Origin of the sequence: Candidatus Microthrix subdominans (assembly GCA_016719385.1) — a bacterium.
Classification (GTDB): Bacteria; Actinomycetota; Acidimicrobiia; order Acidimicrobiales; family Microtrichaceae; genus Microthrix; species Microthrix subdominans.
Genome location: JADJZA010000001.1, coordinates 692,462 through 708,219 on the forward strand (window position 1 = coordinate 692,462; position 15,758 = coordinate 708,219).

A 15,758-nucleotide genomic window follows, 5' to 3' on the forward strand; every position below is an offset into this window, starting at 1 on the left:
TGACGCCTCGTCAGATTCTGGCACAGTCACCGCCGACGATCCCGCCCGGTGCCCCATGGGATGGCCCGACGGGGAGGGCGACGTGCCATCATGGCGACGGTCACCGGGGGTCGAGGGTGATTTCACGGGGCGGGATCGGTGCGAACGATGACCGCTCAGCGTGGAATCTTGCGCGCGGCGTTCGGTGCTGCTGCACTGTCTGTGTCGGAGGTCACCGGCGCTGTTCGTACGAGGAGGGCATATGAGCCGAGCATCGAAGTCGAACCGAACGGCGCGTTCGACGTTGCTGCTGGCGATGGTCTCGCTGCTGCTCGTCGCCGTCAGCTGCGGTGCCAAGGGTTCGTCGATGGGTGAGGGCGGCGGCGACTCGGGTGGCGGTCAAAGCGCCGACGGGGGTGGCTCGGAAAGCGGCGGCGCAGCCAGTGCCGAGGACGCCAACTTCGGCTCGATCGAGTCCCCGTGTGGGCCGGGCGAGGGCAAGGTCGAGGAATCCGAGGCCGGTCTGGGCACCGACAAGCTCTACATCGGCGTCCCCAACGACCGGGGGGCCGACGTGCGCCCCGGCCTGCTGCGCGAGCTGTGGGACGCCTCCAACGCCTACGTCGACTGGTGCAACGCCCAGGGCGGCATCGCCGGCCTGCAGATCGAGGTGGTCGACCTGGACGGCAAGCTGTTCGATGTGAAGCAGTGGATCCCCACCGCCTGCGACGACACCTTCATGACGGTCGGCGGCGGGTCCACGTTCGACGACCTGCAGGTCGAGGGCTCGCCCAGCCTGAAGGAGTGCGGCCAGCTGGACATGCCCGGCTTCACGGTCACCAAGGCCAAGGCCGACGCCACCGATACGTACATCGCCGCGGTCCCCAACCCGGCGAATGTCCGGCCCGCCTCGCTGTTCAGCTACCTGGCGAAGGCCTACCCGAAGGAATCCGGGGACATTTCCATCGCCTACGGCGACCTGGACTCGATCCGGTTCGTCAAGGATCAGACCGTGGCGGTGCTCGAGAAGCTCGGCAAGCCGTTTAAGGTCGGCGACGAGGTGGCCTATGCGGTCCAGGGCCAGGACTTCAAGCTCACCTCCCAGAGCGTCAAGAGCTCGGGTGCCACGATGACCAGCTTCATCGGTGAGCCGGGCAACTCGGGGCTGTTCCTCAGCTCGCTGAAGGAGGACGGGGTGGACATCCCGATGTTCGCCGAGGCCAACCAGTACGACCCGGTGCTCCTCGAAAAGGGCTCGAACCCGCTGGGAGACGTGCTGATCCGAATTCCCCACCCGCCGTTCGAGGAGGCCGACGACTACCCGGCGATCCAGAAGTTCGAGGAGCTGATGGACGCCCGCAAGGAGGTGGACCCCAAGGCGAAGACCGCTGCGCTGGGCATCCAGTCGATGTCGTCGTGGTTGCTCTTCACCGAGGCGGCCACCGCCTGCGCCGAGTCCGACGACCACATCATCAGCCGCGAGTGCGTCCGCAAGGAGGTGGAGAACATCGGTGAGTGGACCGGCGGTGGCCTCCACTCGCCGGGCAACCCGGGTAAGAACACGCCGTCGGACTGCGTCATCGTGATGACGATCGACGGCGACAAGTTCGCCCGGAAGTTCCCCGAGGTCGGCAGCAAGGATGCCAACGAGGACGGCTACTACTGCCCCGAGAAGAACTCCACCGTCGAGATCGATGTGGACTGAGTGAGCCGACCGATGAGAGAGATCGCCCGGCGATGAACACCGTGTCGCTGCTGGCCCAGACGCCCAACCTGTGGAACCAGTTCCTCACCGCCACGGTGGCCGGGCTGGTGACCGCCGCCCTGTATGCGATCGCCGCCTCCGGGCTGGTCGTCACCTACACCACCTCGGGGGTGTTCAACTTCGCCCACGGGGCGTTCGGCATGATGGCGGCGTTCACCTACTGGCAGTTCACCGAGGCCTGGGGGCTGCCCACCTGGCTGGCCCTGCTGCTGGTGGTCGGCGTGGTCGCCCCGATTTTCGGCTCGATCGTCGAGCGAGGGTTGATGCGCGGCCTGGAGGGCACCTCCGAGCTGATCAAGATGGTGGTCACGGTCAGCCTGCTGCTGGCGTTGATCGGCCTGGCGCCGATCATCTGGGACCCGACCGTCGGGCGATCGGTGCCCGAGTTCTTTGCCGGTACGCCACCGGTGACGATCGCCGGCGTCGGTGTCAGCATCCACCGCATCATCATTTTCGGCTCGGCGATCCTGGTGGCGATCGGGTTGCGCCTGTTCCTGTACAACACCCGAACCGGCATCGCGATGCGGGCGGTGGTCGACGACCGCTCGCTCGCCAAGCTGAACGGTGCCCGTCCAGGGCTGACGTCGATGGCATCATGGGGCCTCGGCGCCGGCCTGGCCGCGCTGGCCGGGGTGCTCGGCGCCCCGATCAGCACGCTGGAGGCGGTCACCCTCACGCTGCTGGTGTTCAACGCCTACGCCGCACCGGTGATGGGCCGGCTCAAGTCGGTGCCGCTCACCTTCCTCGGCGCCATCGTGCTGGGCCTGGCCCAGAGCTACGTCTCCAGCTTCGTCAAGGCGGGCGACTCCAACGTGCTCGAGCGGGCGATGTCCAGCTTCGAGCGCACGACGGGCTGGACGCTGGCCAACCTGCAGACCGCCATGCCCGCGATCGTGCTGTTCATCGTCATGTTGTTCATCCGGCCCGACCGCCAACGCAGCCACAGCCTGTCGACCACCCGCGACCAGTTTCGCGTCCCGACCTGGCGGGTCACGCTGATCGGGGCGGTGCTGTTCCCGTTGGCCACGGTCATGTTGACCGTCATCGTGCCCGACACGTTTCAGCTCTCGCTGGCCGGCGGCTACGCCCTGGCGCTGGTCACCCTGTCGCTGGTGCCGCTCGCCGGCTATTCCGGCCAGATCTCGCTTGCCCAGATGAGCTTCGCCGGCATCGGCGCCGTCGTCATGGGCAATGTCGGCGTCAACAATCCGATCCTGGGCGTCGTCGCCGCCGTTGCGGTCACTGCGGTGGTCGGCGCTCTGGTGTCGCTGCCCGCCCTGCGGCTTTCCGGCATCTACCTGGCGCTGCTGACCGCATCGTTTGCGCTGATGTTGTCCAAGCTGGTGCTGTCCCAACAGAAGGTGATGCCCCAAGGCAACCTGGCCGTTCCCGCCCTGAGCGATGCGTGGAACACCGCCACCGCCCGCATCATCGTCTCGGCGGTGGCCTTCACCCTGGTCGGCATCGTCGTCGTCGCCGTCCGACGATCGGGCTTCGGACGTCGCCTGGTGGCGATGAAGGACTCGCCGGCCGCATGCGCCACCTTGGGTCTCAACCTGACCAAGACCAACCTTTCCGTCTTTGCGCTGTCGGCGGGCATCGCCGGCCTGGGGGGCGCTTTGCTCGCCGGCTCGGTCCGGGTCGACCAGTTCTCCTTCGAGAACAGCCTGGCGGTCACGATGCTTGCGGTGGTCGGTGGCGTCGGACTGATCGGTGGTGCCTTCTTCGGCGGCATGTTGCTCGGTGGTTTCCAATCGATCCTCGGGCCGATCTTCAAGTCCAACGCCTTCGGCTACTTCTCGGCCTTCAGCATCTCGATCGCCAAGCTCACCACCTTTGCCCCCGGCCTGATGGGCATCAGCCTGGGCCAGAACCCCAGCGGAGCGATGAGCCAGGTCGGCGCCGGATTCCGTGCGGTCGGCGACCGTACCGAGGCGCTGATCGCCAGCGTGCTCGGGGTCGTCGCCATCTGGACGCTGGCCGCCGGTGGCGTCATCTCCGGATGGCAGTTCACCGCCGGGGTCGTCGTCTGGGTGTTTGCGGTGACGCCGCTCACCCCGCTGCTGTTCGAAGGCCCGCATCCGTCCCAGCGGGTGCCGCTGATGCTCGGCGGAGCGGTGGCGACGGTGATCGCCGTGGCCGTGCCGGTCGCATCGATCACCGAGAGCAACGGCTGGCGGGTGGTCATGATCGTCGCCTTCGCCGGTGTGGTCGGCGCCGTGCTGGCGCGCATCTACGGCCCGCTCACCGAGGAGGACACCCGCGTGGCGCCCTCGCCCGACCTGATCGGGGTGCACACAGGATTTAACCGAGGGGACATCATCGAAGCCGACGCCGAGATCGGGCTGACCGACCAGGAACTGGACGCCTCCCGAGAGGCGGCGCTCGCCGGTCGGGGGGCTGCATCATGAGCCTGCTCGAGGCCCGCAACATTTCCGTGCGTTTCGGCGGCAACCTGGCGGTCAGCGAGGTCGACCTCGACGTCGATGCCGGCCAGATCGTTGGTCTGATCGGGCCTAACGGTGCGGGGAAGACGACGACATTCAACGCGTTGACCGGCATGTTGACCCCCACGTCGGGTTCGGTCTCGCTCGACGGAAGAAACATGACCGGCTGGCCCACCTTTCGCCGGGCCCAGCACGGCTTGGCGCGCACTTTTCAGCGGCTGGAGGTGTTCACCTCGCTCACCGTGCGCGAGAACATCCAGATGGCGGCCGAGCTGCGATCCCGGGACACTGCCGAACAGGTGGACGAGATCCTCGAACTGGTCGGGCTCACCGAGATCGCCAACGACAGCGCCAGCGCCATTTCCACCGGCATGGCCCGCCTGCTGGAGGTCGGCCGGGCGCTGGCCACCCAGCCCAAGGTATTACTGCTCGATGAGCCCGCATCGGGACAGGACGAGTCCGAGACCGAGCGCTTCGGCGAGTTCCTCCTCGAGTTGGCCGCCGACGGCCTGGCGATCCTGATGGTCGAACACGACGTGCCGCTGGTGATGCGGGTCTGCGGGCAGATCGTCGTGTTGGACTTCGGCCAGGTGATCGCCCGCGGCACGCCGGAGGAGATCCAGGCCGACGAGGCCGTGCTCGACGCCTACCTGGGCTCGGCGACCGGGGAGGTCGGATGATGACGACACCGGCTGGGAACCCCACTGGACCGGAGCCGATCGAGATGGTCGAGCCCATCATCGAGCTGCAGGGCATCCGCGCCGCCTATGGCTCGATCGAGGTGCTTCACGGCGTCGACCTGTCGGTTCGACCCGGTGAGGTGTATGCCCTGCTCGGGCCCAACGGCGCCGGGAAGACGACCACGCTCAAGGTGCTGAGCGCGTTGATGCCGCCGACCGCCGGCAAGGTGATCATCGCCGGGCGTGACGTCACCGGCTCGCGGGCCGAGGACCTGGCCCGTGCGGGGCTGGCGATGATTCCCGAAGGGACGGGCATCTTCCCCAACCTCACCGTTCGGGAGAACCTGCGGATGGCCACGTTCACCGGGAAGAAGTTGTCCGAGCTCGAAGAGGCGGCCTACGGACGCTTCAAACGCCTCGGCGAGCGTCGGGGTCAGGTCGCCGGCACGATGTCGGGCGGCGAGCAGCAGATGCTGGCGATGGCTCGGGGCCTGGCCACCGACCCGGCTGTGCTGATCCTCGACGAGCTGTCGATGGGCCTGGCACCGCTGATCGTCGAGGAGCTCTACGGCGTCGTCGCCGCCATCGCCGAAGGTGGGGTGTCGATCGTGGTCGTCGAACAGTTCGCCCGAACGGTGCTCGGCGTCTCGGACCGGGCCGCCATCATGGTGCACGGAAAGATCCGCGCGGTCGGCGAGCCGGCCGCGATCGAGGCGGAGTTGTCAAGTGCCTACCTCGGTGGGCAGTGATCGAAACCAGGAGAGAAGACAACATGGCACAACAGGATTCAGGCCGCTCCGAGGCGGCCGATGCCGGCACGGTCCCCGGACAGCCGAGTGGGGGAGCCGACGGCGCATCCTCGATGGGGCCCCGCGCCGAGGAGTTCACCAGGGAGATCTCCCAGCTGAAGCTCTCGGGCTCCTCGGCCGACACCGAGGCCCGGGCGTTGAAGCTGGGGATAGCGGGCCTGGTGATCCCGATCGTCATGGCGATCGTCGGCATCTTGTTGGTGATGTCGACGTCGGACGCTGCCGACCAGCGGGCCTACGCCTCACAGACGTTCTGGCTGGGCAACATCATCGTGATCGTCGGTGCGGCACTGTTCATCCGTTACTCGCTCGGCCGCTACCTGCGGTTCTGGATGATCCGCTTGATCCACGAGCAGCGCGCCCAGACCGACCGGGTCGTCGAGGCGCTCGATCGCATGTCGGCCCGCAACGACTAGGTTCTGAACAGTCTCCAACCTGCTTTACCGGGCGGGTGCGGCGCGTCAACTTGTGTGCCTAGCGTTGGTTTCCTAGAGTTCGTGCACGGATTCACGAGCTGAATCCATGCGGTTTTCCGGCCCCATTGGTCCGGTCGGCGCACCCGTGCCGTCGCCTCCGTCCCGCACCCCCCCGTGCGCCGTCCGATCCAAGGTGAGTAGTCCTTCCGTGTCGTTCCTCCAGGTGACTCCCAAGGTCACGCCGTCCAGCGGCGCATCGGCACCGTCCGGCGCGCGCTGGAGCGAGCAGATGGACCGCGGCCACGGTGGATACCTTTTGGTTATCGCCCCGGCGTTGTTCGCCACGCTGGGATGGTGGCTCGACGGAATCCTCGGCTGGGCCCCGATCCTCATGATCGTCGGTGGCGTCTACGGCCTCGGCGGTGCGCTCTACAAGGTGATCAACTCGTATCGAACCGAGATGGTCGCCGCCGGCGTTGCCCGCAGTTCGGCCCGTTCCGGCGCCAGCGTCGATGTGGTTGTCGCCAAGCCCGAGGTTTCGGCGTGAGCGACAACACTTCCAACGGCCTGATGACCCGCCTGGAGGGCCCATCGCCCGCCATGGAGGTCGCTGTCGACCTGCTGCGTCGGGCGCTGATCTGGGCGCCGATCGCACTGTTCGGCTCCGCTGCCATCTGGGGCACGAACGGCGCGATCTCCGCAGCGGTGGCGCTGGGCCTGGTCGTCGTCAACTTCCTGCTGTCCGCCTGGATGCTGCAGGTCGGCGGCCGTATCTCGATCGCCGTCATGGCCGGTGCGGCGCTGTTCGGCTATCTCCTCCGGTTGGGCCTGATCCTCGTCGTCGTCCTGTTGGTCAAGGATCAGGGTTGGCTGGACCCGGTCGCCTTCGGCATCGTGTTGATCGTGACCCACCTCGGGCTGTTGTTCTGGGAGCTGCGTTACGTCTCCGGCTCGATGGCCTACCCGGGCATCAAACCCCGCCCCGGAAAGTCCCCGGCACAGGTCACGGTGCACGCCTTCGACCCGGCAGCCGACTCGGTCTCCGGCACCTCAGCTACACCGCCCGCCGCTACACCCGCCACCGACACACCCCCCACCGCCAGTCCCGTCGACCCCGAGCAGTCCGTCACCGCGACGTCCTGAACCTAGGAGCCACTACCCGTGTTCGCGCTTGAGTTTCCATCGATCGAAGAAATCGTCGTCTGGCCTGATTGGTTCGGCGAAGGCACCTTCTTCGCGTTCAACAAGATTGCGTTCATCTCGCTGCTCGCCGTGATCATCCCGACGGTGCTGTTTTGGCTCGCCGCCAGGAAGGGCGCCAAGAATCCGGTGCCACGCGGCGTGCAGAACGTCGTCGAGTCCTCGGTCGACTTCGTCGAGAAGCAGATCGTCCTGCCGACGATCGGCCCCGACGGCATGCGCTACCTGCCGATGCTCACGGCGATGTTCTTCTTCATCTTCATCGGCAACATCTTCGAGGTCATCCCCACCTCCCACATGCCCGCCAACGCCCGCATGGCCAACCCGCTCGTGCTGGCCATGGTGACCTGGGCGATGTTCATCGGCGTCGGCGTCAAGCACAACGGCCTGAAGTACTTCAAGGACGCACTGTTCCCCCCGGGCGTGCCCAAGGCGCTCTACCTCCTGGTGACGCCGATCGAGTTCATCTCCACCTTCCTGGTGCGGCCCTTCTCCCTGGCGGTGCGGCTCTTCGCCAACATGCTCGCCGGCCACATCCTGTTGGTCACCTTCTCGGTGCTCACCCTGTCGCTGCTGCTCGCCGAGACGATGCAGTTCGCCCTGGTGCCGCTGTCGATCGCCCCGTTCTTCGGGCTGGTCGCCTTCACCGCCTTCGAGATCATGGTGTCCTTCCTGCAGGCCTACATCTTCGCCCTGCTCGCCGGCGTGTACATCGGCGGCGCACTGCACCCGGCCCACTGATCGGTTCGGCCACGAGGGCCGCTGATCACCACCCCGGCCGGCCACCAGGCCACCGGATCCCCGTTTCGTTCCAACCACAGATGTTGTTTCCGCACAGCGGAGACACAACAAATGGGCCTCAGGCCCCACCGACAAGGAGAACACCCAGATGAGCGTTCTGTCCCAGGCAGCACACCACGCAATCGAAATCGCCCAGCAGGGTTACCCGGAGGGCACCACCCCCGATGAGGCCAAGTCCATCGCCGGTGCGACCGGTGCAGGTGCGGCCTACGGCCTCGCCGCCATCGGCCCCGGCATCGGCATCGGCTACCTGGTCGGCCAGGCCGTCCAGGCCATCGCCCGTCAGCCCGAGGCCGCCGGCCAGGTGCAGACCACGATGTTCCTCGGCATCGCCTTCACCGAAGCCCTCGCACTGATCGGCTTCGTTGTGTTCATTCTCCTCAAGTTCGTCTGAGGACCACCCGCGTTCCGGCCCCGCCGGAACGCCTCGTCGATCACCACGTGAGGAGTACCTGAATGCTGGCAACCATCCTGTCCCTGGCCGCCGAAGGCGGCGAGGAAGCTGCGGAGACGGTCAACCCGGTCCTGCCGACCGGCCCTGAGCTTTTCTGGGGAGCGCTGTTTTTTGCGGCGCTGTGGATCCTGATGCGGTACGTGCTGCTGCCACCCGTGCGCGCCGTGATGCGCCAGCGCGACGAGCAGCGCCTGGCCGACGAGGAGGGAACGGAGCGGGCCAAGGTGGAGGCCGAGAAGGTGCGCCGTGACTACGACGCCACCCTGGCCGAGGCCCGGACGCAGGCGTCGGCCACCGTCGACGAGGCCCGTGCACGGGGCGAGGCCCGCCGGGCCGAGCTGACCGCCGCCGCCGAATCCGACGCCGCCGAGATCCGTTCGGCTGCGCTGGCCGAGCTGAATGCCGAGCGGGCCGAGGCCCTGTCCGGCGCCCGTACCCAGGTGGCCGAGCTCGCCGGTACGGCAGCGTCCAAGGTGCTCGGACGCACCGTCGATCCGGCGGTCGCCCAGCGCATCGCCGAGACCTACCTCGCACCTTCTGAGAACTGAGGATTGGAATGACCCAACTCGCATTGCTGCTCGCCTCCGAAGGCAACGGCTACTGGCTTCCCCACGACATCGGAGAGGTGTTCGGCGGTTCGGCCGCGTTCTTCATCGTCGTCGGCATCATCTGGTGGAAGGCCGGCCCTGCGATCAAGGGGGCAATGGCCAAGCGCACCGACGGGATCCAACAGGATCTCGACCAGGCTGCGGAGACCCGTCAGGGCGCCGAGGCCGAACGGGACCAGATCAAGTCGGCACTCGCCGACCGCGAGCGTGAGGTGGCCCGTATCCACGCCGACGCCGAAGCGACCGCCGCCAAGGTGGAGGCCGACCTGATCGCCAAGGGCGAGTCCGAGGCCAAGGCGATCCGTCACCGCGGTGGCGGCGACGTCGAGATCGCCCGCCGTCAGGCCCGCGCCGACATCCAGGCCGAGCTGGCCCGCCTGTCGCTCGGTGCCGCCGAGGCCGTCGTCGGCGAGTCGCTCGACGACGCCGCTCAGGCCGACTTGATCGACCAGTACATCGCCCAATTGGGCGCCAGGTCCTAGGAGCACCACGTGAGCGACACCCGCACCGAGAACTACGCAGAAGCCCTGTTGGGCCTGGCCCGAGCCGAGGGAGCCGAGGCCGTCGTGGCCGACGAGCTCTACCGGGTGGCCCGCGAGATCGACAACAACGTCGAGCTCAGCACCACCCTCTCCGATCTCGCCCTGCCCGCCGACCGCCGCACCAAGGTGGTCACCGACGTGCTGGGCGGCAAGGTGGCACCGGCCACGCTGGCCGCCCTGGCCGCCGTCGTCGCCGCCGGGCGTGCCGACGAGCTGGGCGCCATCGCTCAGCAGCTGGCCGAGCGCACCGCCGGCGACGCCGGACAGGCGTTGACGACCATCCGCACCGCGGTGGCCCTCACCCCCGACCAGCAGCAGCGCCTGGCCGCCGCTCTCGAGGCGGCCGCCGGCCGCCCGATCGCCCCGAAGTTCCTCGTCGACCCCGACGTGGTCGGCGGTGTTCACGCCGAGATCGGTGATCAGGTCATCGACGGTACCGTCAGGTCCCGCTTGGCTCAGCTGCGCGAGCTGTTCTAAGGCACTGCCCCTGCGCCTCCCGGCGCACACCCGTCCGCCCCCGCCCACCCGCCAAGCCCGCCGCCCGCTAGAGCGCCAGCACAAGCACCGCAGCACCAGGAGACTCAGAAGTGACCCAGCTCTTTGATCCAGCCGAGATCACCAACGCCATTCGCAGCAACCTCGAAGGCTTCACGCCCGACCTGACCGAAAGCCAGGTCGGCCGGGTGACCGAGGTGGGCGATGGCATCGCCCGCATCGCCGGTCTGCCCAACTGCCCGGTCAACGCCCTCCTCGAGTTCGAGAGCGGCGTGCGCGGCCTGGCCCTCAACCTGGATGAGGACTCGATCGGTGCGGTGATCCTCGGCGAGGCCGACGAGGTCGCCGAGGGCGATGCCGTCCGCGCTTCGGGCGAGATCCTGTCGGTGCCGGTCGGCGACGGCATGCTCGGCCGGGTGGTGAACGCCCTGGGCGACCCGATCGACGGCAAGGGCCCGCTGACCAACGTCGTGCAGCGCCGCATGGAGATTCAGGCGCCGGGCATCACCGGCCGCCAGCCGGTGGGGGAGCCCCTGCAGACCGGCATCAAGTCGATCGACTCGTTGATCCCGATCGGCCGTGGCCAGCGCGAGCTGATCATCGGCGACCGCAAGACCGGCAAGACCACGGTTGCGGTCGACACGATCCTCAACCAGGCCGGCCTCGGCGTGAACTGCATCTACGTGGCGATCGGCCAGAAGGCCTCCACGGTCGCCCAGACCGTCGCCCGGCTCGAAGAGGCCGGCGCCATGGAGTACACGGTGGTCGTCGTGGCACCCGCCTCCGACCAGGCGCCGTTCAAGTACCTGGCCCCCTACGCCGGTTGTGCGATGGGCCAGCACTGGATGGACAACTCCGGCCACGCCCTGGCGATCTACGACGACCTGTCCAAGCAGGCCGAGGCCTACCGCCAGATGGCTTTGCTGCTGCGCCGCCCGCCGGGCCGCGAGGCCTACCCCGGCGACGTGTTCTACCTGCACAGCCGCCTGCTCGAGCGGGCGGCCAAGCTGTCCGACGAGCGCGGTGCGGGCAGCCTGACCGCCCTGCCGGTCATCGAGACCAAGGCCGGCGACGTGTCGGCCTACATCCCGACCAACGTGATCTCGATCACCGACGGACAGATCTTCCTGCAGGAGGACCTGTTCCGCTCGGGCGTGCGGCCCGCCATCGACGTGGGCATCTCGGTCAGCCGGGTGGGTTCCGCCGCCCAGATCAAGGCGATGAAGACCGCTGTCGGCACGCTCAAGTCCGACCTGCAGCAGTTCCGTGAGCTCGAGAGCTTCGCCGCTTTCGGCTCGGACCTCGACGCCGTGTCCAAGGCCCAGCTCGAGCGGGGCTACCGCCTCACCGAGCTGCTCAAGCAGGGCGTCGGCCAGCCGATGCCGGTCGAGGAGCAGGTGGTGGTGCTCTACGCCGGCACCCGCGGCCACCTCGACAACATTCCGGTCGAGTCGGTCGGCCGCTTCGCCGACGAGCTGCTCGAATACTTCCGTGCCCGCCATGGCCACATCCTCGATGGGGTCCGCAGCGACGGCAAGATCCCCGACGAGGATGCGCTCGAGGCCGCCATCGCCCGCTTTGCTAGCGAGTTCGATCCCGGTGCCGAGGGCGTCCACGAGCCCGACGCCGGGGAAAGTGGCGACCAGCACTCACGGGTGGTCGATTCCGACGTCACCCTGCCCGAAGAGGACGTCGATCGCGACGAGGCGACGTTCCAGCCTTCCAAGCGGGACGGCTGATCCATGGCAGGCGCACAGGAACGAGTGCTGCGACGCCGCATCGGCAGCGTCGGCAACACCAAAAAGATCACCAGGGCTATGGAGCTGATCTCGGCCACCCGGGTGACAAAGGCGCAGCAGCGGGCCCGCGAGGCCCGTCCCTATGCGACCGAGATCACCAAGGTGATTCAGGACCTGTCCGCGCAGGGCACCTCGGTCGACCACCCGCTGCTTCGCCAAAACGAGGACCCCAAGGTGGTCGGGGTGGTCGTGCTGGCCTCCGATCGAGGACTGGCGGGCGCCTACAACGCCTCGGTCATCCGCGCTGCGGAACGGGAGGTGCAGGCGGCCCGCTCCGAAGGCCGTGAGTACCGGCTGGTGTGCATTGGCAAGAAGTCCAGCTCGTACTTCCGCTTCCGCGGCTACACGATCGATGCCGAGTTCGAGGGCATCTCCGACACCCCGGTCTACAGCAACGCCCGCGAGGTGGCGGGCAAGGTGGCGGCGATGTTCCTCTCAGAGGGCGTCGAGCGCATCATGTTGGCCTACACCGAGTTCGTCAGCCTCGGCACCCAGAAGCCGCGGGTGCGTCGCTTCCTACCGCTGCAACCCAGCGAGGCGATCGCCGCGGCCGGCGACGCCCAGGCCCGAGCGGGATTCGAATTCGAGCCGGACGCCGCCGGGGTGCTCGAGGCACTGCTGCCCCGCTACGTCGAGAGCCGTCTGTTCTCGGCGCTGTTGGACGCCGCCGCCTCCGAGCACGCCAGCCGTCAGCGGGCGATGAAGTCGGCCACCGACAACGCCGAAGACATGATCCTGCGCCTGACCCGCAAGATGAACCAGGTGCGCCAGGACGCGATCACCACCGAGATCTCCGAGATCATCTCCGGTGCCGAGGCACTCAGCGACGACCAGGACGATGAAGGCGACACCGCCCATCACCTGGCCGCCCAGCACCTGTCCTTCGAGCACGTCGCTCACGAGCACTTCAACCACCCAACGCACCGCTAGTGCGTCGCCGACCGGCGACCCAGTGCACCCACCCAACACACCCTTCTCCCACGAACACCCAGGAGCCACGATGACCGCAACCGAGCCCCTCGCAACCGACAGCCCAGCCGACGACACCTCTGCAGGCGATCACCCGTCGGGCAGGATCGTCGCCATCGCCGGCCCCGTGGTCGACGTCGAGTTCCCCTCCGGGGCGATCCCCGAGATCAACACCGCCCTCGAGTTCGATCTCACCATCGGCGGTGACACCGAGGTGGTGACCGTCGTCGCCGAGGTGGCCCAGCAGATCGGCGAGGGCCGCGTGCGTGCGGTCGCCATGAAGCCGACCGACGGCCTGACCCGCGGCACCGAGGTGCGCAACACCGGTGGCCCGATCACCGTGCCCGTCGGCGACGCCGTCCTCGGCCACGTGTTCAACGTCATCGGTCAACCGCTCGACGTCGACTCGATCGAGGCGACCGACCGCTGGCCCATCCACCGCCAGCCGCCGGCCTTCGACACCCTTGAGCCGAAGGCCCAGATGTTCGAGACCGGCATCAAGGTGCTCGACCTTCTTACGCCTTACCTTCAAGGTGGCAAGATCGGTTTGTTCGGCGGTGCCGGCGTGGGCAAGACCGTGCTGATCACCGAGATGATCAACCGCGTGGCCTCCAACCACGGCGGCGTGTCCGTGTTCGCCGGGGTGGGCGAACGCACCCGTGAGGGCACCGACCTGCTGATCGAGATGGGCGAGACCATGCTGGGCGGTACCGACCAGTCGGTGCTGACCAAGGCCGCACTGTGCTTCGGTCAGATGGACGAGCCGCCGGGCGTGCGCCTGCGGGTTGCACTGTCGGCGCTGACGATGGCCGAGTACTTCCGCGACGTGCAGGGCCAGGACGTGCTGCTGTTCGTCGACAACATCTTCCGCTTCACCCAGGCGGGCATGGAGGTGTCCACGCTGCTGGGCCGCATGCCCTCCGCCGTGGGCTACCAGCCCACCCTGGCCGACGAGATGGGCGCCCTCCAGGAGCGCATCACCTCGACCGGCGGCAAGTCGATCACCTCGCTGCAGGCCGTGTACGTGCCTGCGGACGACTACACCGACCCGGCGCCGTTCACGTCGTTCACCCACTTCGACGGCACGACCGAGCTGAACCGCGACATCGCCGCCAAGGGCATCTACCCGGCGGTCGACCCGCTGGCGTCCACCTCGACCATCCTCGACCCGCAGGTGGTCGGCGATCGCCACTACAACGTGGCCCGTCAGGTGCAGGAGTCGCTGCAGCGCTACAACGAGCTGCAGGACATCATCGCCATCCTCGGCCTCGACGAGCTGTCCGAAGAGGACCGGGTGACGGTCGACCGGGCCCGCAAGATCGAGAAGTTCCTCTCCCAGCCGATGTTCGTCGCCGAGGTGTTTACCGGCCTGCCCGGTATCTTCACGCCGGTCGAGGAAACGATCGAGAGCTTCGAGATGCTGGTCAACGGCGACCTCGACCACCTGCCCGAGCAGGCGTTCCTCAACGTCGGTGGCGCCGAGGATGCCATGAAGAAGGCCGACGACCTGAAGAAGAACGGCTGATCATGGCGATGCAGGTCGAGCTGGTTTCGCCGGAGGCGATCGTGTGGTCGGGCGAGGCCAACATGGTGATCGCCCGCACCCTCGAGGGCGACGCCGCCTTCATGGAGGGCCACATCCCGATGATTGGGGCGTTGGCCACCGGCATCGTCCGGGTGATCGCCGATGGTGAGCCCGAGCGCCAGATCGCCGTGCACTCCGGCTTCGTCGAAGTGACCCCGACCGACGGCGGTGCCACCAAGGTGGCGGTGCTGTCCGACATGGCCGAGCTGGCCGAGGATGTCGATCTGGCCCGGGCCCAGGGCGCCAAGGATCGCGCCGAGGAGGCCCTGCGGGCCGACGCCGACGACGAGGTGGCCTCGGCCGCCCTGCGTCGCGCCGAGGTGCGCATCCTGGTCGCCGAGGCCGCTACCAAGCGCTAACTGCCAACCGGAAACACGAACTCTGCCGCTATCGCGCGCTCTACGACGTTCTAGCGACAGAGTTCGGTCGGTCAGCTGTCGGCCGTGCGGTGTGGGCACCCCGCGAGCCCGTCACTACGGTGGGTTGCATGGCCATCGAACTGATCACGACCGACGGAATCTTCGCGCTCGATGGGGGTGAGTGGGAGGTGACGAACAACATCTGGTTGGTCGGCGACGACCGAGAGGTGCTCGTCTTCGACGCAGCCCACGATCATCAGGCGATTGTCGATGCGGCGAACGGCCGCAAGGTTCGGGGCATCGTGTTGACCCACGGCCACAACGACCACATCAACGCCGCAGTGCCGCTGCGCGACGCCGTCGACGCCCCGATCTGGCTCCACGATGCCGACTCGATGCTGTGGGACGTCGTCTGGCCCGACGACTCGCCCGACCGTCAGCTGGCCGAAGGCGGGTCGTTCAAGGTGGCCGGCCACGAGCTGGGCGTGATGCACACGCCCGGGCACTCGCCTGGATGTTGCTGCTTCTACGACGCCGGCAGCGAGGTGGTGTTCACCGGGGACACGCTGTTCTGCGGTGGGCCCGGGGCGACCGGCCGCAGCTACTCGGACGAGCCGACGATCGTGGCGTCGATCCGAGACCGGCTGTTGGCGCTGCCCGACGACACCGTCGTGCACACCGGCCACGGCGAGTCGACCACGATCGGCGCCGAGCGAGCGGGCATCGAGGCCAAGGCTGCCGAGCTGGGGGTCTAGGCGAACTCGGCGTCTGAGCGCGTTGCGCTCCAGCTGCCGCTGATGAACGCTCGGTCAGACGGGTAGGCGAGATGGCGGACCTCGACCGCGTCGAC

General features: G+C 67.8%; 17 protein-coding genes. All 17 read left to right on the forward strand.

Features of this window, described 5'->3' with window-relative positions; genetic code table 11:
- Positions 1-241: 241 nt before the first annotated feature.
- Positions 242-1,684 (forward strand): ABC transporter substrate-binding protein, encoded by a 1,443-nt coding sequence (locus IPN02_03275; protein ID MBK9295894.1) that lies wholly within the window; start codon positions 242-244, stop codon positions 1,682-1,684.
- Positions 1,685-1,716: 32 nt separating this feature from the next.
- Positions 1,717-4,155 carry an ABC transporter permease gene (locus IPN02_03280; GenBank protein ID MBK9295895.1) on the forward strand — a complete coding sequence of 813 codons (2,439 nt, stop codon included), beginning with the start codon at positions 1,717-1,719 and terminating at the stop codon, positions 4,153-4,155.
- On the forward strand, positions 4,152-4,871 hold the full coding sequence (locus IPN02_03285; protein MBK9295896.1) for an ABC transporter ATP-binding protein: 720 nt from the start codon (positions 4,152-4,154) through the stop codon (positions 4,869-4,871). The genes IPN02_03280 and IPN02_03285 overlap by 4 nt, the downstream gene beginning before the upstream one ends.
- Positions 4,872-4,915: 44 nt before the next feature.
- Positions 4,916-5,620, forward strand: a complete 705-nt coding sequence (locus tag IPN02_03290; GenBank protein ID MBK9295897.1) for an ABC transporter ATP-binding protein — start codon at positions 4,916-4,918, stop codon at positions 5,618-5,620.
- A 23-nt stretch (positions 5,621-5,643) separates the two neighbouring features.
- Entirely contained in the window at positions 5,644-6,096 is a 453-nt protein-coding gene (locus IPN02_03295; protein ID MBK9295898.1) for a hypothetical protein, read from the forward strand.
- Positions 6,097-6,289: 193 nt separating this feature from the next.
- Complete coding sequence (locus IPN02_03300; protein MBK9295899.1) at positions 6,290-6,643, forward strand: AtpZ/AtpI family protein; 354 nt, start codon at positions 6,290-6,292, stop codon at positions 6,641-6,643.
- Complete coding sequence (locus IPN02_03305; GenBank protein MBK9295900.1) at positions 6,640-7,239, forward strand: ATP synthase subunit I; 600 nt, start codon at positions 6,640-6,642, stop codon at positions 7,237-7,239. Before IPN02_03300 ends, IPN02_03305 begins: the two co-directional genes overlap by 4 nt.
- Before the next feature lie 18 nt (positions 7,240-7,257).
- Positions 7,258-8,037, forward strand: a complete 780-nt coding sequence (atpB, locus tag IPN02_03310; GenBank protein ID MBK9295901.1) for a F0F1 ATP synthase subunit A — start codon at positions 7,258-7,260, stop codon at positions 8,035-8,037.
- Between the two features lie 148 nt (positions 8,038-8,185).
- On the forward strand, positions 8,186-8,491 hold the full coding sequence (gene atpE, locus IPN02_03315) for an ATP synthase F0 subunit C (GenBank protein ID MBK9295902.1): 306 nt from the start codon (positions 8,186-8,188) through the stop codon (positions 8,489-8,491).
- Positions 8,492-8,553: 62 nt separating this feature from the next.
- Complete coding sequence (atpF, locus tag IPN02_03320; protein ID MBK9295903.1) at positions 8,554-9,099, forward strand: F0F1 ATP synthase subunit B; 546 nt, start codon at positions 8,554-8,556, stop codon at positions 9,097-9,099.
- 8 nt (positions 9,100-9,107) lie between these two features.
- Positions 9,108-9,641, forward strand: coding sequence for a hypothetical protein (locus tag IPN02_03325; GenBank protein ID MBK9295904.1), 534 nt, complete (start codon positions 9,108-9,110; stop codon positions 9,639-9,641).
- A 9-nt stretch (positions 9,642-9,650) separates the two neighbouring features.
- Positions 9,651-10,178 carry an ATP synthase F1 subunit delta gene (gene atpH / locus IPN02_03330; GenBank protein ID MBK9295905.1) on the forward strand — a complete coding sequence of 176 codons (528 nt, stop codon included), beginning with the start codon at positions 9,651-9,653 and terminating at the stop codon, positions 10,176-10,178.
- A 110-nt stretch (positions 10,179-10,288) separates the two neighbouring features.
- The gene (locus IPN02_03335; GenBank protein ID MBK9295906.1) at positions 10,289-11,935 is read left to right on the forward strand and encodes a F0F1 ATP synthase subunit alpha; all 1,647 of its coding nucleotides are present in this window, start codon (positions 10,289-10,291) and stop codon (positions 11,933-11,935) included.
- 3 nt (positions 11,936-11,938) lie between these two features.
- Complete coding sequence (locus IPN02_03340; protein ID MBK9295907.1) at positions 11,939-12,925, forward strand: F0F1 ATP synthase subunit gamma; 987 nt, start codon at positions 11,939-11,941, stop codon at positions 12,923-12,925.
- 145 nt (positions 12,926-13,070) lie between these two features.
- Positions 13,071-14,489, forward strand: coding sequence for a F0F1 ATP synthase subunit beta (gene atpD, locus IPN02_03345; GenBank protein MBK9295908.1), 1,419 nt, complete (start codon positions 13,071-13,073; stop codon positions 14,487-14,489).
- 2 nt (positions 14,490-14,491) lie between these two features.
- Entirely contained in the window at positions 14,492-14,908 is a 417-nt protein-coding gene (gene atpC, locus IPN02_03350) for an ATP synthase F1 subunit epsilon (protein ID MBK9295909.1), read from the forward strand.
- A 128-nt stretch (positions 14,909-15,036) separates the two neighbouring features.
- Positions 15,037-15,663 (forward strand): MBL fold metallo-hydrolase, encoded by a 627-nt coding sequence (locus IPN02_03355; GenBank protein ID MBK9295910.1) that lies wholly within the window; start codon positions 15,037-15,039, stop codon positions 15,661-15,663.
- The last annotated feature ends 95 nt before the right edge of the window (positions 15,664-15,758 follow it).

Excerpts from the sequence above, each read along its gene's own strand:
- atpC (MBK9295909.1), top strand. The coding sequence starts at position 14,492 with ATGGCGATGCAGGTCGAGCTGGTTTCGCCGGAGGCGATCGTGTGGTCG.
- IPN02_03285 (MBK9295896.1), top strand. The coding sequence starts at position 4,152 with ATGAGCCTGCTCGAGGCCCGCAACATTTCCGTGCGTTTCGGCGGCAAC.
- IPN02_03280 (MBK9295895.1), top strand. The coding sequence starts at position 1,717 with ATGAACACCGTGTCGCTGCTGGCCCAGACGCCCAACCTGTGGAACCAG.
- IPN02_03355 (MBK9295910.1), top strand. The coding sequence starts at position 15,037 with ATGGCCATCGAACTGATCACGACCGACGGAATCTTCGCGCTCGATGGG.
- IPN02_03325 (MBK9295904.1), top strand. The coding sequence starts at position 9,108 with ATGACCCAACTCGCATTGCTGCTCGCCTCCGAAGGCAACGGCTACTGG.
- IPN02_03295 (MBK9295898.1), top strand. The coding sequence starts at position 5,644 with ATGGCACAACAGGATTCAGGCCGCTCCGAGGCGGCCGATGCCGGCACG.
- IPN02_03275 (MBK9295894.1), top strand. The coding sequence starts at position 242 with ATGAGCCGAGCATCGAAGTCGAACCGAACGGCGCGTTCGACGTTGCTG.
- IPN02_03340 (MBK9295907.1), top strand. The coding sequence starts at position 11,939 with ATGGCAGGCGCACAGGAACGAGTGCTGCGACGCCGCATCGGCAGCGTC.
- IPN02_03290 (MBK9295897.1), top strand. The coding sequence starts at position 4,916 with ATGGTCGAGCCCATCATCGAGCTGCAGGGCATCCGCGCCGCCTATGGC.
- atpF (MBK9295903.1), top strand. The coding sequence starts at position 8,554 with ATGCTGGCAACCATCCTGTCCCTGGCCGCCGAAGGCGGCGAGGAAGCT.
- atpE (MBK9295902.1), top strand. The coding sequence starts at position 8,186 with ATGAGCGTTCTGTCCCAGGCAGCACACCACGCAATCGAAATCGCCCAG.